The organism is Tolypothrix tenuis PCC 7101 (assembly GCF_963874875.1).
GTDB classification, from domain to species: domain Bacteria; phylum Cyanobacteriota; class Cyanobacteriia; order Cyanobacteriales; family Nostocaceae; genus Aulosira; species Aulosira tenue.
Genome location: NZ_CAWNJS010000001.1, coordinates 1,743,860 through 1,764,198, shown reverse-complemented (window position 1 = coordinate 1,764,198; position 20,339 = coordinate 1,743,860). Strand labels below are relative to the sequence as shown.

Here is a 20,339-nt window from a genome sequence, read left to right as displayed (position 1 = left end):
TATTTGCTGTTTTGGAGTATTTTTTATCTTCAAATACTTGACCAATATGAATGAAGAATCTCTGCAAACACCGCCATCTCAAAGTATCTGTCATGACTGCGCTTTTCATATAAAAGTAGAAGATTTTATCGAATGCATTCATCCCGAAGAATCAGGTATTAATTGCGCTAGAGTTATGTTTTGTAGTTCCTTTAATCCAGCACAAGAAATTGACAGTCCTTGTGTCACTTTTGGTAATGATGAAGCTTAAAGCTATACATAAAAATAGTTAAATAACCAAACAACACCTGCTGTAACTAAGGGAACGCTGAGGTTATCTGTACCGTGAGGTGAAACACCTTCAGCTAAGGTTGCAAAAGCACCGCTAATAACAGCAGCTAAAAAAGCTTTTTCAAAACTATAAGTTACTGCTAAAGGACTCAGTAATGAACTTGGTAGTAACAGCAATACTAAAAAAATTACTATCGTACTCACAAGCAACATCGTTACTGAACCCTCCCAAGAACGGATAGAACTTCCCACCTGATATTTATGCTGTCCGAAACGCCTACCAATTAATGCTGCTAGCGCATCTCCCCAAGTCATCGCCATGACTCCAGCCACCGCGATCGCAACATTATCTACTGGCCCAGATGGTCGCCACAGCAATCCAAACAACAGCGTTACGGAAATTGCAAAATAAACTGTACCTGGTGAACTGTCATCGGTATCCATTGCTTTAAAAATTCGGTAACGATAAAGCAAGTAATTAACGACAATAAAGCTAGCAAACGGTACAATGCCTATTTCCCAACTGTGAAATAGTAGCAGTATCCCAAATACCCACATTCCTGCACCCACATGGATAATTTTCCGAGTCAGATTTGGTGGGACATGAAATAGCCTCCCTAATCCCTCACCAAAGAGAAGCAGTGCGATCGCATAACTATAAGATGCTGCTAATCCGATAAAATCATTGTTGGTCATTTGTCATTTAGCGTTTGCTGTTTGTAATAGCTAACAGAGAACAAAACATAATTTTTAATTTTGAATTATTTATCCCCTCTGTCTTTTTTCGCTATTACGCCTCAGGTTTTTGTCTGTTAACGAAACATTACCAATTCCTTGTAAAATTCCGCGACCAATTAAACCCAAACCCCGACCAATTACTTGGGTGAGAATGAAGACAATACCACTACCAAAAATCGCTAATAGTGATTTTAAGCGAGGTGCGATCGCATCCCTAAATTCTAACAGTAATGTTACCGCTAGTGGCATCCCAGATAGTTGGGTTAATTCCTGATTACGAGGTGCGTAAATTGAGGTTTTCGCAATTCCACGTGGCGCGAATACAAATAGCTCATAGCGGCTTTCAAAAATTGCCGTTGGCTCATTAATATAATTATTTAAACGATATTTCCAAGACAAATCATTTCTAAAACGTTCAATCTCCCTCGTGGAAATTAATCTGCGGTCATAAAAATCTTGTTTAATCACTTCTACATCAGCAAAATAATTAAGTAGCGGTTGTACTACCCCATTTGCTAATTGAATTAAGAAGTTTTCTAAAATCATTAATGCTTGTGACTGTGCTTCTGGGCTATCTGCTGGGTAAGAAGTATTATCTATTTGTAAATCTCTTTGAAAGAGCAAATACGTAAATAACTCCATTAATAAAGGAATTTTTTGCAGAATTGCTGTTTGTATTGGTTGCGGATTTTGTAGCAATATATTGACGATTTCTAATTTGCGATCGCCTACTTGCAAACGAGAAAATCTGCCAAAAAAATCTGCGACTGTGGATTGCCACAAATCATATATCAGAGAATTTTTTAAATCATATAATTGATTGATTGATATCTCAGCAACGCGCAGTTCATCTAACTGTTTAGCTAGTTTCTGCAAAATTAAATAAAGCAATTCTCGCTTTTTATCAACACGCAGAATATCAATCTCTAAAGGAATATCTGTAACATTTTCTAAAGGTAATTGTAATTTGGTGATACAAGCTGCAAATAAATTAGATTGCAGTGTTCTAGGGCTAAGTAAAGGTAAAGAATCTTGTAGTTGTATTAAATTTGATGTATTTGATGGAGCGATCGCATTATTCAGCGAAGTCATAGGAGACGGTAATTGCATAGCATCAGGTATGACTTGCGGTTCTGGTTGTCTTTCTTGTGGTGCAGCTAGCAAGTGATTCAGCAACCAACGCGCTGCTAATAGTTCTCGTCGCCGTCCTGCTAGAATCGCTTGATCCATCACTGGTAATCCTGGCACTTGCAATTGTGCTGTTACTGAGTTGAGGCTAGCTTCAATGTAAGCAATCCCTGACAAACGCCAATTATTTCGCAGCCTAGCAAAAGGAAGTGGGGAATTTTGAGTAAGTACTGAGTTCTGAGTTGGGAGTGCTGAGTTTTGAGCTAGCCCAACTGTAAACCAAAAGGAACCACCTTGTGCTACTGCTTGCATAGCTGTAACCAACTCAGACACAGCAGTTCCTTTAGGACAATAGCCATTTACACCAGCAGCTTTGGCTGCTAAAAGTAATTCCGGTTCTGTAACCGAACTAAGGAGTAATACAGGAAGATTGGGGTATAAAACTTTTAGTTGTCTACAAAATTGTAATCCCTGCTGCTGAAGCTGAGGAAAGCGAGGATTACCTAATTCCAAAACCACCAAATTGACATAATTAGGGTCTTGCTGGGCTAATTCTGCCAAAACTTGCAAAGCAGCCGTATCTGTTTCAACTTCCGATACTATTTGCAAATTCGGAATTTCTGCCAACGCTACCCGCAGTCCTAATCGGAAGATAGGGTCTTGGTCAATTAACAAGAATTTTAAAGGGCGATCGCTCATAGTCTGTTCAACAACAGATAGGCTGTTTTACCTTAGCTAGAAAACAGCATTGGTATTTTGGTTAGTCCTACCCATTGTGACTTGTTTTCGCACCCAGCATCATAGTTACTACAAGCAACAGCTGCAGCTTTGATTTAATAACTAAAATGCTAACTACGTAACTGTCAAAGTTTTCTAGACTACTAAGCTAATACTTCGTTTAGTCAATTACAGTCAACTTTCGTCTCTATTCCCTGTTCCCCTGTCCCATTGATCTATATCCACTCAGCTTGCTTGCGGGTTACGATAACCATAAAAGTTGATGCTGTAATCAGTAATCCGTACTCCAGTCTGCTGTTCAACTTGGCGAACAAAATCTTCTGGTAGCTCTATATGCACATCAAGAATCTGGTTAGTATCTAGACAGTTAACATGACTATGAGAGTCACTAATATTACCGTACAAACGACCGTCGCAACGTTCAATACACTCAATAATACCTTGACTAGATAAAGCTTCTAAATTTTGATAAACAGAGGTATGACCGATTTCTTTACCTTGTTGGTTTAAGCGATCGTAAATCTCTCTAGCAGATAGATGTTCCTTAGCTTGCCAAAGCAGTTCTAGAATAAAGCGCCGCTGGCGACTAACCCGCATTCCTAGCAGTTGACACTGCTCAAGCGCATCTTCTAGAGAACGAATTGGTTTGGTAGATATTGTTTGTTTTTGCATATTATAAGTTTGTTAACTATTGGGCTAATTTTCCCATTTCAAGGTTAATGGGTTGTTCGTATATGCGAGGATATTCCTATTACTTTGCACCTCTACCTGGGCGATTGCTTTTTAACGCTGCGAAAATCACACGCTAGGGCAAGAATTTTTTTGTTTGTTGACTGTTGTTTTGTCACATCCTAGTCTAAAGCAAACTCATTACAACTTTAGCTTAAAATAGTGAGTAATGTCCACTAAGGGCAAGCTTTTTCGTCTCTTGTTTGCCTGCAAGGTCAAGAAATATTGATTGTATATTGACTTTTTTAGTAAAAATATTTTCAGTACAAAAGTTTTATTTGCTACATTGAATATGATAAAAATACGATAAGTAAGAGTAGCAACTTGCCCTAATTTAAAATAGTTTTTTCAGTAAGTTGCCACCAATCAACTCAATTTATCAGGATTGCTAGAAATCGTGAACGATTGATTCATGTATCATCATGCAAAAAATATTTGAATCTTTCAAAAATGAAACATCATAGTGAGCTTAACTTACCTGAGATAATTTAATATTTACTTTAGAAATAGGTTTTATTTTCAACTTTTTTTAATATTTGAGAAACAGGGAATTTATCACTAAGAGCTTAAATTCCCTAAATCCTTGCTAATAAACGCTCTAGCGCAAAACCTCAGTCGAGTGGTTTGACTACAGAAAAAGCAAGAGATTTTCTTTTAGCATCGCCAAGCAAAAATCGTAATGTAATTAACACGGAAATCATTGTCCCAGACCCTAAAATTTCAGCATATCCACGTATTAACATAACGTCCGCAAATTTACATAATGTCTAACAGGTGAATACAGAAATCCGAAAATTAATATTGATATCGCGCAAATCAAAATTAAGATTTTCTTCACTTTCAGTATTCAGTATTTAATGTGTAATTTTCATGGAGTAAGTAACTAGAGCAAATAAAAATTTCAAGGATGAGAATATGCAAATCATATAATTTATACCTTCAGGTATTAACTATGAATGCATTAATGTTAATAGGTATAAACTTTAGGCAAACACAAAGTGCAAATGGCAATATGTCATTCTTAGCCACAGACTACCTAATCTTTGCAACAGGAGGTCTAGCAGGGAAACGGATGCCAATAACTCTTAGAAAGATGATATTCCTTTAAATTTCGGCAAATAGACAAAGACGTTATGGGACGCGATATTATTCGCGTCTTTAATTTTGCAATTGAAAATCCTGATAAATTCGCCGTAAATATACCAACTATACCTGAAAGCTGCTACTGTGTATTCTCAAGCCTACAGTTGAGCATAAATAGAGTGGCTGCTGAGTCAATGACAATCACGATCGCAATTAATACTGATTCCATTAACAATCTGGATCTATCGCCCGTCTCAACGGTAATTGAAAAAATATTCCAAGAGCAAGCAATTGTATCCCAAGAACAGCAACTACGCTTCGATATCAAATATGCCTTAGAACCAAGCGATCCCCGCGAACTTTCGGAGATTCCTGAAGTGCGGCTGTGGTTTGTTCGTCTGGATGCTAAATATCCCTGGCTACCATTTCTCTTAGATTGGAAAGCTGGAGAATTTGCTCGTTACACCGCCATGCTGGTGCCACACCAGTTTAGTCCTAAAGAAGGGATTCAGTTTAATCCCGAAGCCTTAGAAATCTTTCTGATGCACAAAATATTTATTTTAAGTGATTGGTTAAAACAGCAGGGTTTACCAAGCCAATCACGCCTCAAATCCTTAGCGCAAATGCTAGGTTATGAATTAGATGATGCTTTCTTTGAGGCATTTTAAACATATCAACGCATTAGCTTTAGGGACGTTATGCATAACGTCCCTAAAAATTATCAATTACATAAATTTGAGATCACTTAATCTGACAAATTAAATTTAATGCTGTCTTAAAAGCAAATTCGACTGCTTTAGATTTACTGGGTAAAGCCGCCTGCCATATTCGATAATCGTTATAAGCAATAATTAAGTTGGCTACATCATCAATGGGAATTTTATTTAGCACATCATATTGAGCCGTTTCAAAATCTTTAGCTGTACCATTTTTAGCTAAAATCTCCCGTGCAGCTTGGATAAATCCTTCTAACACTGCTTTCTGGTATTTTTTTCCTACATCTTCTGTAAAAATAGCTGATGTTTTGAAAGCTTTCATTTCATCTAACAACAGATGAGCAATTTCTCTCCCTGTTTGATTATTCAACTCAGAAGGCAGCTGCACATCTAAATATTCACATTCATAATTTTTATAATTAAGATATTCACAAATATTAACAGGAACTTGCGGTAGCTTTTGACCAGCTAATAGTGCCAGTAAAGGGCTGATATTGGTATCAATTACAGCATCACTAAATACTTTTTCTTCACTTTCCAAACATTCATATACAAGATAAGTCCAAATACCAGGCTGACTGTTGTTATCTTGATTTGCTTGGTAGAAAGTTATAGTTCCGTCCGCTTCATCTTCATAATAAACTCTATGGACATCCGTAAATTCGCAGCTATGTAAGCTTTGAGAGTGCATGATTTTCTTAAAAATTCCAGTGATATGATGCGGCTGACTTTCTACTTGAAAGTAACGCTTGGAACTATTAAGAAACCCATGTAATCGAATCGCCATTGATTTTTCCTTTTTATAACTCAACGTAAGTCACGGAAAATGCACCTGCCTCAAGACAATACGGTCACTAGGGAACACTAATATAGGAAATAGGGAATGAGATTTACTTCATGCTGAAAAGACTAAGTGATCATACAGCCGTGCGATCGCTAACTCACTAAATTCGGAGATCAGTTGAGTATTCTCAGTTCTAGTTGCTGAGTGGCTGAATCTTTTCAGTTTTCATGTAAATCTTGGACTGTGGGTAATTTATTTCGTAACACAACTGCAAATTCCTTGGTTAAAGCAAAATGCCTAAAGTTACTATTTATTTTCTAGGCATTGGGAATTGAGTAAAACTTTATGAGCAATAGAGACTTGGTAAAAACTTCAGCCTCAACGATTAATTGCTCCTTATCCTCTTTAATAGCAAGGAAATTGATTCAATCTCGATTTGCTCTAGCCTAGGTAAAAACAGATGATTGGAGTCATCTAATTTTTATTTTGCCCAAAACTACATTGAAACTAACGATTTTGAGAAAAATAAAGTTATTTTTTAAAAAAAGTAATTTATTGAAATTTATTAACATTGAAACCTTTAGCGCTACCACATATTTTCTTGGCAGCAACTGTCATAATTAGCTAAATATTAGCTAGTATTTCACAACTCGCTTAAGCGTAAAAATCTAAATTAATTAGGAATAACACCATTTACGCAATCAGCGCGAGATTAATGGAGCTAATCGCCTAGGAAGACAATTTTCCAGGCGATTAGCCAACGTAGGGAAATCTTGAAAAGATGTGGATAACGAACAAAAAGGCTTCAATTACAGGGATTCATGATTAACAGAATTGCCTTAATTGGATCTCATATACCATCGCCGTCTAAGAAAACTGCTGGTTTAACCGTTCCAGATTTTCTCTAACACTACTTTGGGTGAAATATCGCCCATTTTGTCCGTAGGAGACTTAATAGCCAGGAATTTCTCACTTTTTGGTAACACTTGTGCTGGATCTGTAGAGCCAAACAGCGCAATTGTATAAGTCTGAACTGCCACGCTTAGTTGCAGAGGTGCGCTGTCCGTAGCCAACATCAAACTTGCTCCAGTAACGATCGCGGCTAGCTTACCAATATTATCAGGGGAAGTTACCTTAATATCTGGGCAGGAATCCAAAAGCGATCGCACTATTTGTTCATCTTCAGGGCCTTTAAAAATCACTATAGGCAAATCAGGCTGCTTGCGTTGGCACTCTTGTATAATTTGCTGCCAGTTTTCTACAGGATAAATGGGATTTCGGCTTTTAGCTGAAGCTGACAGACTAGAGCCAGCATAAATCAAGATGTAGCCCGTTTCATTCACACCTAAGCGTTTCTGTTCCTGTTGTGCCCACTCAATATCGGGTTTTGGCACATTTAATGACAATTCTGGACAAGGAGTTTGAATGTTTAACGGTTGCAGTAAATTATGATAACCCACTGCTAAATACTGAGATGACTGGAAAGGTAAAGTATTAGTGAGAAAAACTGCACCCTTACCTTGATAGCCAATCCGGGTAGGAATTCCTGTTAACCACAGAAACAGGCCTACTAACCAGCTTTGTCCTACTGTAATGGCCACATCGTATTCGCGATCGCGAATAATGCCCACTAAGTTACCCCAATCCGCCAAACTGTTACGGTCTTTAAAATCAAAGGTCAATACCTCATTCACCGACTTACTAACCCGGTAAGCTGCCTTTGAGCGGGGTTCCACCACGACATCTATCTGAGCGTTTGGGTAATAGCGCTTCAGTTCATCTAGAGCCGGAAACATAAGAATTTGGTTGCCAATTCCGCCAGGTACAAGGGCTACTACTCGCATAATATTTATTTACGCTTACTCGCTCCCTATTTTAGGGGAATATAGGTATTAGGGAATCGGGGATTGGGAATTGGGCATGGGGTAATAGGTAATGGGTAATGGGTAATTGGTAATTGGTAATAGGAATTTCTCCCCTACTTCCTCATCTCCTTCATCTCCTCCCCAGTTACCAATCCTCAATCCCCAATCCCTGATCCCCAAGCTCCAGTTTTACGATTTAAGAAGTTCTGTGTATTTACTAATTCCAGCAGCAGGTTTAGGAAAAAGAATGGGGAGTGACCGCAATAAACTCCTCTTGACGGTGCGATCGCAACCCATTATTGCTTGGACTCTCAAAGCTGCAGATGCAGCTAGTAGCATCAGTTGGATTGGAATTATTTCTCAACCCACTGATTGGGATGATTTAAAAGCCATCCTTGCTGACTTAAAGCTCAATAAACCAGTGGAATTAATTGCTGGTGGCTCAACCAGGCAGGAATCTGTTTACAATGGCTTGCTGGCGCTTCCAGAAGCCGCAGAGCAAGTTTTAATTCACGATGGAGCGAGATGTTTAGCTACGCCAGATTTACTCAATGCCTGTGCGGAAGCTATTCGTCACTGTCCTGGGTTAATTGCCGCTATACCAGTCAAAGACACGATTAAAGTTGTCGATGAGAATGGCATCATCCAAAGTACACCTGACCGAAGTCAATTGTGGGCGGCACAAACACCTCAAGGCTTTGATGTCAAGCTCTTGAAACAGTGCCACGCCGAAGGTGTACGTCAAGGTTGGGAAGTCACAGACGATGCCGCTTTGTTTGAAAAATGTGGCATCGAAGTCCGAATTGTCCAAGGTGAAGAGACAAATCTCAAAGTCACCACTCCTCAAGATTTGGCGATCGCAGAATTTATTCTTAAGAGTAGGGAATAGGGATTGGGGACTCGGAAAAGCAAGGGGGCAGGGAGCAGGGAGCAGGGGAGAAAAAACAAACACCCATTACCCATTACCCATTGCCCCATGCCCCATGCCCCATGCCCAATCTTCATTGACAAATCATATTATGTATGATAATATCCCACTCACTTGGAACTCGTCTTGCGTCAGGTGTCAGTTGTCAAATATGACTAATGACTAATGACTAATGACTAATGACTAACGACTAATGAATACAGCCACAGCGACGAAGATAGAAGCAATTCTCTATTTGAAGGGTAAGCCCTTGTCGCTCGGTGAAATCGCCGAGTATGCCGCGTGCGATCGCGCTACGGTTGAAGAAGGCATGATGGAACTAATTGACGATTATGCCCGCCGAGACAGCGCCCTAGAAGTCGTAGAGACACCCAATGGTTATAGTTTGCAACTGAGGTCTGATTTTCATGACTTAGTGCAAACGCTAATTCCGGTTGAATTAGGTTTAGGTGCACTAAGAACTTTAGCTGCGATCGCCCTAAATAGCCCCATACTCCAAAGCGACTTAATTAACTTACGGGGTTCGGGAGTATATCAACATGTTCCGGAACTTGTGGAACTTGGTTTTGTTCGCAAGCGCCGAGATAGTGATTCTCGCTCGTATTCGCTACAAATAACACCAAAATTTCATCAGTATTTTCAAATTGAGCAACTCCCGCAAATACTTTCCCAAAATCAACAGGAACAACAATTAGAGTTAGATTTAGAACTGAAAGCAGAAGCAGTAGCAGAATAGATGGTACTGATACTGAAATATTTACCAATATCAAAACCACCACTAGCCAGTAAAGTTCAGCGTAAAATAGTTGTAAATCCTTATTACAGGGACTTGCTCTGCTAGAAATCAGGTAACCGCCTTCCCTAGGGTAGAATCAACAGGTTATACCCGTGGTGAATGCATTACCCTTTGACTATGGTTTAGAGTAGAATCAGCAACTAAGCTACAAAAAACTGCCAATGGAGTTTAATCCTGACTTTTTGAATGACAACTCTGAGGAAAACCCAAACCAGCTTCTAAACGACTACTTTGAGGAAAATCCCAATCAGTTGCTCAAATATCTACAGCATCAGTCGCCGGAAGTTATGGCCCGCGTTGCCCAGTCCGTTAGTCCTGAAATTAAACAAATAATTTCGCAGAATGTTCAAGGGCTGGTGGGAATGCTACCCCCGGAAAATTTTAACGTGCAAATCACAACAGATAGGGAAAACCTTGCAGGCCTGTTAGCGTCAGCAATGATGACTGGTTATTTCCTGCGTCAGATGGAACAGAGGATGCAGTTAGACCATTTGTCTAGTCAATAGGTAAAAGTCAAGGGTCAAGAGTCGGCCGCTAGAATCATCAGTTATTAAATTATTTTTCTCTAACTTTCTAGCCCCTAGTCCTTACCTCTAGCCCCTAGCCCTTACCTCTAGCTACTTCTTTTGCGGATAAGCCCCTGGTTGTACTTTGAAGATGTGATTTTTACCTTCGCGGCTAACTTCAATTTCTAGCGTGTCTCCTACAGAACTAGACTCGACTAGTCTTTGAACTTGGGCTGCTGTCTTAACTGGTTTACGATTGATTTTTTGAATCACGTCACCAGGAAGCAGTCCGGCGCGTTTTGCTGGTGAATTTTCTAGGGTGCTTTTAATGACCACACCAGCATCTTGTTGAATATTCAGCTTATTTTCTTGATTAATTTGTTCTTTTTTGGTGGGAGTCAAATCTGTCATTTCTACTCCCAAAAAAGGATGATCTACACGCCCTTTCGTAAACAGTTCATTAGCGATGCGGGCAGCTGTTTCAATAGGAATCGCAAAACCCAAACCTTGAGCATCAGCGCGAATTGCTGTATTGACACCAATAACTTCACCTTGGGCGTTTAATAAAGGGCCGCCAGAATTACCAGGATTAATTGCAGCATCAGTTTGGATAAAGCTGACGCGCTTTTCTGGTACGCCAACTTGAGCGCTAGTGCGATCGGTAGCGCTGATAATGCCAATGGTGACAGTATTATCTAAACCTAAAGGATTACCAATTGCGATCGCCCACTGCCCAGGTATCAAATTTTGTGAATTACCTAGCTTGACTGTAGGTAATTTTTTTGCTTGGATTTTCACAACAGCCACATCTGTAACTGCATCTACGCCTTGCACTTTACCCTCAAAAGTTCGCCCATCCTTGAGGGTTACTTGTACAGTATCGGTATCTGCTACTACATGAGCATTAGTCAGCAATAAACCATTGTCTGTCAAAATAAATCCTGAACCCGTACCGCGCTCAATTCTTTCTTCTGGCATTGGTTGCTCATCCTCACCAAAAAAGCGGCGCAGTAAAGGATTTTTTAAAGCGTCAGAAATCGGATTTGCGACTTTGCGGGTAGCATTAATTCGCACCACAGCCGGCCCAACTTTTTGTACAGCAGTAGCAATAAAATTCACATTATCCCCACCAGTATTCCCAATCGGCCCGCTATAAGCAGGAGGGTTTACTGATTCTGAAGGTAAAGCTGCGGTAACATTTTTTAGTTCTTGAAACGAATAACGCTTTGGTAGGAGATAACCACTACCTAACAAACCTGCACCACCGCCAATTACCAGTAAAGATATGTAGACGGCCAGTTGCTTTAAAGATAACTTCATAATAATTTCGCTCTAAAGATAGCAATGCGGCTACTAATTTATAAGTTTAGTCAAGCAAACAGCGAGTGGACAGAGCAATTTGACAGAACAGTCAATAAAAAATCGGAGAAGCTTCAGTAATTCTTCTACCTTCTACAACATTTTCAGGGAACTACTAGCTTCCCATCAGCTTCTACTCACCAATACCCAAGTTTAAAATTAAAAATTAAAACTCTCTTTACTAGTAGGCATGACTCGTCCTTACCGTTTAGTGTTTATCTGTAGTTTAGTCAGCACTTTGGGGCTAGGATCTATACTCTCATCACAAAGCTCCACATCTGCTGCAGAGAGTTGTCCAACTCCAGCCTTGTCTCGTTTCCAGCGCCATACAGTTGCTCATGGCGAAACCTTAGAGAGTATAGCGCAACTCTATAACCTAGTTCCAACAACTATCGCCGTGATGAACCCATCTGTGAAAAACGGCGCAGTGACGGTTGGTAGTGAACTTCAAATTCCTCCCTACAATGGAATTGTGGTCGAAGTGCCTCAAGGTCAAACTTGGCGACAAGTAGCAGCACAATACAAAGTGCGTGCTGATGCCATGTTTGAAATCAATGGTTGTCAAAAAGACCCTAGAATTGTGTTTGTTCCTGGGGTGAATGGTGGATCAAATCGCGTTGTCGCTACGCCTCCGCAGACTAATCAGCCGCCTACCCAACTAAGTGGCTATCCTTTATCAGCAGCAACTACTGTGGCGTTACCTTATGGCTGGCAAATTAATCCTCATTCCGGCGAAGTCTTTTTCCATAGTGGGGTAGACTTGGTAGCCGCCGTTGGTACACCCGTAGAAGCGATCGCATCTGGAGTTGTCGCCTTTGCAAAGGAACAAGGTAGTTATGGCAAGTTGGTAATTATTAATCACAGTGGTGGGTTGCAAAGCCGCTACGCCCATCTTGACACCATCAAGGTTACTGCTGGTCAGCAAGTGAAAAAAGGCGATGTCCTGGGAACTGTGGGAACGACGGGACAACCAGCAGCTAAACAACCCCACCTGCATTTTGAAGTACGTTCTAGCTCATCTCTCGGTTGGACAGCTCAAGATCCAAAAGCTTATTTAAAAAAATAGAGTAGTACTTTAAAACCAGGATTGGATCGAGTCGGTAGATTTAACAATATGCATTCCTGCTGCTGCAAACCTACTAAAAGCGGCATCAGCTTGTTCTGTGTAATCAACAATCCCAGGAACCACAACAGGAGAAGTACAATCTTCTAGCAAATAAACTTTTTTACTGAGGTTAGCATCTACCTGCTTAATTTCTGTTAATAAATCGTCAATTGTCCAGGCAACGCAGTGGCTTTTAGCTTGACCACCAATAATTACAGCATCAAATTCTAAAAGTTGCTGAATTAATTTCGTATTCTTTTGCGCTAGCGGATTTTGATCAAACCCTATTAACACTTCTGGACGTAAAATCGAATAATTCTCGGTTAAAGGATTCTCGCCTTTAATTTCAAATTGCGTTTGACTCTGACGTGCAATGCAATGGAAAAAAATTGCTTCTTCTACAGATGAAACTAAAGCATGACCAATCCCGCCTAACATTGAGTGATACGGCCAAACTGTCAGGGGATATTTCCCATTTTGACTTAGCTGTTTCACATAGTGATAAGCCTGCTTTTCTAATAATTCGTAATTACCTCTAGTAATACTGTGAGCAACTGCGGGGTTAACTTGCCAAATACCTTGCTCTACATCTTGGAGAGTAATATTTGTTGCTGCTGGTATGGGATGTTCGCCAGCCGAATTTATCCAGAAAATCGGGTGAAAAATTTGGGTAGCTGTATGAGTATCTAAGGTAGGAGTAATTTTAGTAATAAATCCTAAATTGCGATAAATAAATTCACATAATCGCTGATTATCTTCTACTGCTCCCATACCAGATTTTCCGCCTACAAATAATTCAAACTCTGGGATACAGAAAGTATTTTGTACATCAATTAATAGCAAACAAATACGACGCTTATCGGAAGCTGCTGGCTGGATATTATTTTGTTGCGCCCATGCTTCAGCCTGTGCTGCGCGTTCTTGATAGGGTACACGCCAAACTTCACCCACTTTTTCCGGTTGAAAGTATGAAGGAATTGGCAGTTGGGTTGTGCTTTGAGTATTCATATTGAAGTTAAATTAAGTTTAATGTAACAATTTGTGAGAGCGATCGCCTCTGTAACTCCCTAGCTTATCCGACTTACACAACTTCAGCAGTAGATGATTGTAATTAACTTAACCGAGAGCGATCGCGTTTCAATACTCGTCGGTTAAGGGTAAAAGGGGAATGGGAAAAGGTAAAGAAAAAACCTTTAACCTTTTCCCCAAAACCAATTTTGAGTTCACAACGCTATCCCTTGTAGTATTGCGATCGCGTTTCATCTTTTGCTCGCCCATAGCTTTAATAGTATATTTGTATTAATAAATATGGTAATTTCTCCCATACCGACTTATGAGAGACTTATTCGATATATACAGATTTGGCTGATGCTATCTTCTGTAATACCAAAATGCTAGAAAATAAAGTTGAATATATTGTGCAATATAAAAATTGAGATGAAGAAAAATTGGATTTCATCTAAAAAGCAGAAAAATCTATATGAGATAGATATAAATATTTGAACTATTAAGTAATGATAATTTGTTGATTTATGTCATCCTCTGAAGGGGAATGAGTTAATTATATACTCGTAAAATGCCGTAGTAATGAAAGCTGCTGCTTGATGCATCTCATAGATAAAAATTATGCAAGCTGATTTAATAAACTAATTAGCATTAGTGCTATCATTTATAACTCAGTAATAAAGTGATTCCTATCAACTGGCAAAGGCTAGTAAATAGGCTATTTTCCCTGACAAAAAAAATCGATAAATCTTCTTTATTTCTAGTCTTATCTCACATTCTTTTTTTTTTGCACAGTAATTGACCAAAAGCGCCCCACCTATGGCAATCTGAGAAACAGAGATTTTGAAATTTGATATTTTCGCTACAGCAAATTTACCTAATGAGGTTATGCAAACTCTGCCCACAGTTACAACTGTAAACACCACATCTAGCGAACCTAACTTTGATACCACAATTAAGCGGCGTAAAACTCGTCCGGTAAAAGTGGGGGATGTCATCATTGGGGGTGGCTACCCTGTGGTAGTACAGTCGATGATCAACGAAGATACCCTAGATATCGATGGTTCTGTAGCAGCTATTCGTCGTTTGCACGAAATTGGTTGCGAAATAGTCCGCGTTACTGTGCCTAGTATGGCTCATGCCAAAGCTTTAGCGGAAATTAAGCAAAAACTTATTAAAACATACCGAGATGTACCCATAGTTGCTGATGTACATCACAACGGTATGAAAATCGCTTTGGAAGTTGCCAAGCACATAGAAAAAGTACGGATTAATCCCGGTTTATATGTGTTTGAAAAGCCAAATGGTAATAGAAGCGAATACACCAAAACAGAGTTTGATGAAATTGGCGACAAAATCCGCGAAACCCTAGAACCTTTGGTTGTTTCTTTAAGAGATCAAGGGAAAGCGATGCGAATAGGGGTAAATCATGGTTCTCTCGCTGAGAGAATGCTATTTACCTATGGCGATACCCCAGAGGGGATGGTGGAATCAGCTTTAGAATTCATTCGCATTTGTGAATCTCTCAACTTCCACAATTTAGTAATTTCCATGAAGGCTTCGCGCGTACCAGTCATGGTAGCTGCCTATCGTCTCATGGCCAAGCGCATGGATGAGCTGGGTATGGATTATCCCTTGCATTTAGGTGTCACCGAAGCTGGGGATGGTGAATACGGACGAATCAAGTCTACAGCAGGTATTGCCACATTACTGGCTGATGGCATTGGCGACACAATTCGAGCCTCACTCACAGAATCACCAGAGAAGGAAATTCCGGTCTGCTATAGCATTCTGCAAGCCTTAGGCTTACGAAAAACTATGGTAGAGTACGTAGCTTGCCCTTCTTGCGGACGTACCTTATTTAACTTGGAAGAAGTCCTGCACAAAGTTCGAGAAGCCACCAAACACTTAACCGGTTTAGACATCGCAGTGATGGGTTGTATTGTAAATGGCCCCGGTGAAATGGCAGATGCAGACTATGGCTATGTAGGCAAGACTCCTGGTTATATTTCTTTATATCGTGGCAGAGAAGAAATCAAAAAAGTCCCAGAAGATAATGGAGTAGAGGAATTAATTAACCTCATCAAATCCGATGGGCGTTGGGTAGATCCTTAAGATTTGCGTAACGGCGACCACAAAGGTCGCCGGATTGCCAAGTATTTTGCTGTAATAAGAATACATGCTCGTCTGTTACAGTGATACCCTGTGTTAGATTGGGCATACTGACTATACAAATTTTCCTCTGGCGCAGCTGTCATTATGGTGATTACAAAAAGTAAGCTGGTTTTGGGTGCTACGGCAGTGACGCTCTCAACTATTGCTGTTACAAGTCTTGGGATTCACTCACGAGGTCAGGCTTTAAATAACAGTCCCAAGGAATTGATAGACGAAGTTTGGCAAGTTGTTCAGCGCCAATACGTAGACGGTACTTTTAATCAGGTAGATTGGCAGGCTGTAAGGAAAGAATATTTAAGTAAGTCCTACAGTAGTAAAAAAGAAGCATATAAGTCCATCCGGGAAATGCTCAAAAAGCTAGATGACCCCTACACCCGGTTTATGGATCCAGATGAATTTAAAAATATGCAAGTTGATACCTCTGGGGAACTCACAGGTATTGGTATCACAATTAGTCAAGACGAAAAAACTAAACAGTTAGTGGTGATTGCGCCTATAGAAGATACTCCAGCTTTTAAAGCGGGGATTTTATCTAAAGATGAGATTCTCAAAATTGATGGTAAAAGTACTCAAGGAATGGATACTAACCAAGCTGTATCTCTAATTCGGGGTACGGCTGGTACAAAAGTAAAATTAACTATTAGGCGTAGCGGTCAAACTAAAGATTTTGAAATTACACGGGCAAGAATAGAAATTCATCCCGTTAAATATTCACAAAAAACTAGCCCTGCAGGTAACCTGGGTTACATTCGCCTGAACCAGTTCAGTGCTAATGCTGGCAAGGAAATGCAACAAGCCATCAAGGATTTAGAAACCAAAAAAGTTGTTGGTTACGTTTTAGATTTGCGTGGTAATCCTGGTGGTCTACTCTTCTCCAGCGTCGAAATTGCCCGGATGTGGCTGGATAAAGGAACAATTGTTTCTACTATCGATCGCCAAGGTGAACAAGAGCGAGAAGTAGCTAATGGACGCGCCTTAACAGATAAGCCGATGGTGGTTTTAGTTGATAAAGGTTCAGCCAGCGCTAGTGAAATTCTCTCAGGTGCCTTACAAGACAACAAGCGCGCTACGTTGGTAGGTACGCAGACCTTTGGCAAGGGCTTGGTACAATCGGTACGCCCTCTAGAAGATGGCTCGGGATTAGCGGTAACAATTGCTAAATATCACACCCCCAGCGGTAAAGATATTAACAAGCACGGCATTGATCCTGATATCAAGGTTGAATTGACTGATGCTCAAAAACAAGATTTATGGCTACGCGAACGTGACAAACTCGCAACCTTAGAAGATCCGCAATTTGCTAAAGCAGTAGAAGTCCTAGGCAAACAAATTACGGCTAAAGGTACAACAACTACAAGTGCTGAGAAAAATTAAATCAGCACTTTAAGTGTCTGTAACTGGGAAGCTATTGTCTCAGGATTTGGGTAATTCCCAATAAATCCCCAGTCCCAGTTTCCTTTTATTGGGGTTGGCATTTGCCAGCCCTAATTAATCCTATACGACGTGCGATCGCATCTCCTTGGGAACTAAACGGCCCCCACTTTTCGATAATTTCTGGCTCGACCGTTCCTGCATCTAAGTTGGAGACTATCTCGCAATTACCAGCCGGACGCTTGACAACATACCAATTTTCTGTTGAGTCAGTCATAAACATCAAACTAAATTCAAGTTTTCTATTCAGGAGTACTAAGAGTATCTCTTTACCATAGCAGGGATAGAATTATAACATTAAAGGCTCGTTACATTAAGAAGTAAATGTGATTAAATCACTACGCAACCCCCTTAAGATATAGTTTTGGGTTTTAGGGATGTTGTAAAATAAACAAAGAAGGATTCGGGGGGCCATTTACTGGTCATAAACGCCTATAGAGACTATCTACGGAAATCTCCAAGGTTTAAAATCCAGCCAGCTAAAGCAACTACAGCGGCTGTATCATCAGCGCATACCGGGCGATAGCATTAGTACGTCCGATTTTTCTCAGCGTCTGGCGGCAATTAGTACAGAACTTAATCAGCCTGTGTGTGCCTATCTCAACCGTCGCGGACAAGTGATACGTGTGGGGGTAGGCACACCGCGTCAAACGCAAATCCCACCGCTAGAATTGCCCCGTTATGGTGCAGAACGACTGAGCGGGATTCGTTGTATAGCTACTCATTTGAAGCCAGAACCGCCTAATGAAGCGGCACTGACAGCAATGGCTTTGCAACGGTTAGATGTCTTAGTTGTACTCAATATCACTGGGGCAGGATTTACACGTAGAGGCGGCGGTGCGACTGGGTACGTCAAAGAAGCTTATTTAGCTCACTTGACACCCCAAGATTCTCGTACACTCATTACTAGCCCTGCTATGTTAAAGGGTGGATCTAACAATATCCAATCTCCAAACTGGACTGTGTCACAACCGCTGAGTTTGGATGAATTAGCACAGCAAGACTTTATTGATTTAGTAGAAAATCTCGAAGCAGAATTTCAGCGCGAATTCGTTGCCCAAGAAGTAGATGTTGACCACGATCGCGTGCTAATTGTGGGAGTGATGACCGATGAAATGACTCCGCTACAATTCCAAGACACCTTGGCAGAATTGGCACGGTTAGTAGATACAGCCGGGGGCGATGTACTACAGACAGTACAACAAAAGCGATCGCGTATTCATCCCCAAACAGTAGTTGGTGAAGGTAAAGTTCAAGAAGTTGCCTTAACTGCCCAAACTTTAGGAGCTAATCTAGTTGTATTTGACCGCGACCTTTCACCAGCTCAAGTCCGCAACCTAGAAGCCCAAATTGGTGTCCGGGTAGTAGACCGCACCGAAGTCATCTTAGATATTTTTGCTCAACGCGCTCAGTCTGGTGCTGGTAAGTTACAAGTAGAACTGGCACAACTTGAGTATATGCTGCCGCGACTAACTGGTAGAGGTCAGGCGATGTCTCGGTTAGGTGGTGGTATCGGGACTCGGGGCCCTGGTGAAACCAAACTAGAAACTGAACGTCGTGCCATTCAACGGCGCATCTCTCGGCTGCAACAAGAAGTTAACCAGTTGCAAGCACATCGTTCCCGCCTACGGCAACGCCGACAACATCGGGAAGTTCCTTCAGTGGCTTTGGTTGGTTACACGAACGCTGGCAAATCAACTTTGCTCAATGCCCTCACTAATGCCGAAGTTTACACAGCCGACCAATTATTTGCTACTCTTGACCCCACCACACGCCGTCTGGTGATTTCTGACGCTGAGACTGGCGCAACCCAAGAGATTCTGCTAACAGATACAGTAGGGTTTATACATGAATTGCCTGCCTCCTTAATGGATGCCTTCCGCGCCACCTTAGAGGAAGTCACAGAGGCCGATGCTTTACTGCATTTGGTTGATTTGTCTCATCCAGCTTGGTTGAGCCATATTCGCTCAGTTAGAGAAATCCTCGCTCAAATGCCGGTGACTCCAGGCCCAGCATTAGTGGCTTTTAACAAAATCGATCAAGTCAGTAGCGAAACTCTCGCTTTAGCACGGGAAGAATTTCCTCTAGCAGTATTTATTTCTGCTAGTCAGCGTTTGGGATTAGAAACCCTACGCCATCGCTTAACCCAGCTAATTCAATATGCTGTTGACTCTCGGTAAATACTAAAAATCAAGTAAATTTTGTATTTTGCTGCAAAAAGCCGTAGTTATAATGACTACGGCTTTTTAGATTACAGAGCAAATAATTATGACTGCAGAATCAGATACTTTAATCACGCAAATACAGCCAGTTTTGACCTCTAGCTATGTTCAAATAGAAGACTTTCTTACAGCAGAAGAACATCAACTGTTATTCAAATATGTTCTCGAACGCGAATCACAGTTTGTTGCCACCACAACTTCAACTAATGAGATGAATTACCGTCAATCAAAAGTGCTTTACTCATTTCCTGAGTTTTCTGAGCTAATTACTACGCGTATAAAATCGCTAATACCTGATGTAATTAATAGCTTGGGTTTACCATCATTTCCCATCACCTATATTGAAAGCCAACTCACTGCACATAATGATGGTAATTATTTCAAAATTCATAATGATAACGGTAGTCCAGAAACATCTCTCCGAGAACTCACTTATGTTTACTACTTTCATCAAGAACCAAAGCAATTTTCTGGTGGCGAGTTGTTGATATACGATAGCAAAATCATCAACAACTTTTATGTAAATTCCGAATCATTCACAACGATTGAGCCACGCAACAATAGTATTGTCTTCTTCCTCAGCCGCTATCTGCATGAAGTACTTCCTATTAATTGCCCTTCTCAAGTTTTTGCCGATAGCCGTTTTACAATTAATGGCTGGGTTAACCGTGCAGCTAATTCAGTGTAGATACTAGATAAAAAACAGATTTTAAAGACTTATTATCAACCACAGGATTTTTTGTAAGCGAGCCAACAGGTTG

The 20,339-nt window shown here is 40.5% G+C and carries 18 protein-coding genes; 10 read left to right on the top strand and 8 right to left on the bottom strand.

Translation table 11 applies throughout. From position 1 onward, the window contains the following. Positions 1–46: 46 nt before the first annotated feature. The gene (locus tag AACU25_RS07185; RefSeq protein WP_096574539.1) at positions 47–250 is read left to right on the top strand and encodes a hypothetical protein; all 204 of its coding nucleotides are present in this window, start codon (positions 47–49) and stop codon (positions 248–250) included. A gap of 2 nt (positions 251–252) precedes the next feature. Here the strand turns inward: AACU25_RS07185 and AACU25_RS07180 are convergent, their stop codons facing one another. The 3 genes from AACU25_RS07180 to AACU25_RS07170 all read right to left on the bottom strand — a co-directional run bounded on the left by AACU25_RS07180 (position 253) and on the right by AACU25_RS07170 (position 3,546). Then, positions 253–966 carry a diacylglycerol/polyprenol kinase family protein gene (locus AACU25_RS07180; RefSeq protein ID WP_096574538.1) on the bottom strand — a complete coding sequence of 238 codons (714 nt, stop codon included), beginning with the start codon at positions 964–966 and terminating at the stop codon, positions 253–255. A 69-nt stretch (positions 967–1,035) separates the two neighbouring features. Beyond that, a complete protein-coding gene (locus tag AACU25_RS07175) occupies positions 1,036–2,835 on the bottom strand; it encodes a DUF3685 domain-containing protein (RefSeq protein ID WP_096574537.1) in 1,800 nt (599 codons plus the stop codon). A 264-nt stretch (positions 2,836–3,099) separates the two neighbouring features. Further along, positions 3,100–3,546 (bottom strand): Fur family transcriptional regulator, encoded by a 447-nt coding sequence (locus AACU25_RS07170; RefSeq protein ID WP_045872930.1) that lies wholly within the window; start codon positions 3,544–3,546, stop codon positions 3,100–3,102. Between the two features lie 1,334 nt (positions 3,547–4,880). Between AACU25_RS07170 and AACU25_RS07165 the strand changes: the two genes are divergently transcribed. Further along, the gene (locus AACU25_RS07165; RefSeq protein ID WP_096583557.1) at positions 4,881–5,354 is read left to right on the top strand and encodes a CRR6 family NdhI maturation factor; all 474 of its coding nucleotides are present in this window, start codon (positions 4,881–4,883) and stop codon (positions 5,352–5,354) included. A 73-nt stretch (positions 5,355–5,427) separates the two neighbouring features. Here AACU25_RS07165 and AACU25_RS07160 read toward each other — a convergent pair whose 3' ends face one another. Both AACU25_RS07160 and AACU25_RS07155 read right to left on the bottom strand, forming a co-directional pair. Then, a complete protein-coding gene (locus AACU25_RS07160) occupies positions 5,428–6,189 on the bottom strand; it encodes a hypothetical protein (RefSeq protein WP_096574536.1) in 762 nt (253 codons plus the stop codon). Positions 6,190–7,070: 881 nt separating this feature from the next. Beyond that, complete coding sequence (locus AACU25_RS07155) at positions 7,071–8,030, bottom strand: glycosyltransferase family 9 protein (protein WP_096574535.1); 960 nt, start codon at positions 8,028–8,030, stop codon at positions 7,071–7,073. A gap of 229 nt (positions 8,031–8,259) precedes the next feature. On the opposite strand from AACU25_RS07155, the gene ispD reads away from it, so the two are divergent. From ispD to AACU25_RS07140, 3 genes are all read left to right on the top strand, one after another. Continuing rightward, positions 8,260–8,940, top strand: coding sequence for a 2-C-methyl-D-erythritol 4-phosphate cytidylyltransferase (gene ispD, locus AACU25_RS07150; RefSeq protein WP_096583555.1), 681 nt, complete (start codon positions 8,260–8,262; stop codon positions 8,938–8,940). A gap of 232 nt (positions 8,941–9,172) precedes the next feature. Beyond that, entirely contained in the window at positions 9,173–9,715 is a 543-nt protein-coding gene (gene scpB / locus AACU25_RS07145) for an SMC-Scp complex subunit ScpB (protein ID WP_096574534.1), read from the top strand. A 221-nt stretch (positions 9,716–9,936) separates the two neighbouring features. Beyond that, positions 9,937–10,281 carry a DUF760 domain-containing protein gene (locus AACU25_RS07140; RefSeq protein WP_096574533.1) on the top strand — a complete coding sequence of 115 codons (345 nt, stop codon included), beginning with the start codon at positions 9,937–9,939 and terminating at the stop codon, positions 10,279–10,281. Between the two features lie 111 nt (positions 10,282–10,392). On the opposite strand, the gene AACU25_RS07135 is transcribed toward AACU25_RS07140, so the two are convergent. Further along, positions 10,393–11,601 carry an HhoA/HhoB/HtrA family serine endopeptidase gene (locus AACU25_RS07135; RefSeq protein ID WP_096574532.1) on the bottom strand — a complete coding sequence of 403 codons (1,209 nt, stop codon included), beginning with the start codon at positions 11,599–11,601 and terminating at the stop codon, positions 10,393–10,395. Positions 11,602–11,830: 229 nt separating this feature from the next. Here AACU25_RS07135 and AACU25_RS07130 point away from each other — a divergent pair, with 229 nt between their 5' ends. Beyond that, positions 11,831–12,706 carry a LysM peptidoglycan-binding domain-containing M23 family metallopeptidase gene (locus tag AACU25_RS07130; protein ID WP_096574531.1) on the top strand — a complete coding sequence of 292 codons (876 nt, stop codon included), beginning with the start codon at positions 11,831–11,833 and terminating at the stop codon, positions 12,704–12,706. A 9-nt stretch (positions 12,707–12,715) separates the two neighbouring features. On the opposite strand, the gene AACU25_RS07125 is transcribed toward AACU25_RS07130, so the two are convergent. Then, positions 12,716–13,753: a cysteine hydrolase family protein gene (locus AACU25_RS07125; protein WP_096574530.1), complete on the bottom strand. Its 1,038-nt coding sequence runs from the start codon at positions 13,751–13,753 to the stop codon at positions 12,716–12,718. A gap of 885 nt (positions 13,754–14,638) precedes the next feature. Here AACU25_RS07125 and ispG point away from each other — a divergent pair. Together ispG and ctpC are read left to right on the top strand one after the other, a co-directional pair. Further along, positions 14,639–15,865 carry a (E)-4-hydroxy-3-methylbut-2-enyl-diphosphate synthase gene (ispG, locus tag AACU25_RS07120; protein WP_096574529.1) on the top strand — a complete coding sequence of 409 codons (1,227 nt, stop codon included), beginning with the start codon at positions 14,639–14,641 and terminating at the stop codon, positions 15,863–15,865. A gap of 144 nt (positions 15,866–16,009) precedes the next feature. Continuing rightward, a complete protein-coding gene (gene ctpC, locus AACU25_RS07115; protein WP_096574528.1) occupies positions 16,010–17,299 on the top strand; it encodes a carboxyl-terminal processing protease CtpC in 1,290 nt (429 codons plus the stop codon). An 85-nt stretch (positions 17,300–17,384) separates the two neighbouring features. On the opposite strand, the gene AACU25_RS07110 is transcribed toward ctpC, so the two are convergent. After that, complete coding sequence (locus AACU25_RS07110; RefSeq protein ID WP_096583553.1) at positions 17,385–17,573, bottom strand: DDE transposase family protein; 189 nt, start codon at positions 17,571–17,573, stop codon at positions 17,385–17,387. A 217-nt stretch (positions 17,574–17,790) separates the two neighbouring features. Here AACU25_RS07110 and hflX point away from each other — a divergent pair, with 217 nt between their 5' ends. Then, positions 17,791–19,536, top strand: a complete 1,746-nt coding sequence (hflX, locus tag AACU25_RS07105) for a GTPase HflX (RefSeq protein WP_096574527.1) — start codon at positions 17,791–17,793, stop codon at positions 19,534–19,536. 88 nt (positions 19,537–19,624) lie between these two features. After that, positions 19,625–20,266, top strand: a complete 642-nt coding sequence (locus AACU25_RS07100; protein ID WP_096574526.1) for a 2OG-Fe(II) oxygenase — start codon at positions 19,625–19,627, stop codon at positions 20,264–20,266. The last annotated feature ends 73 nt before the right edge of the window (positions 20,267–20,339 follow it).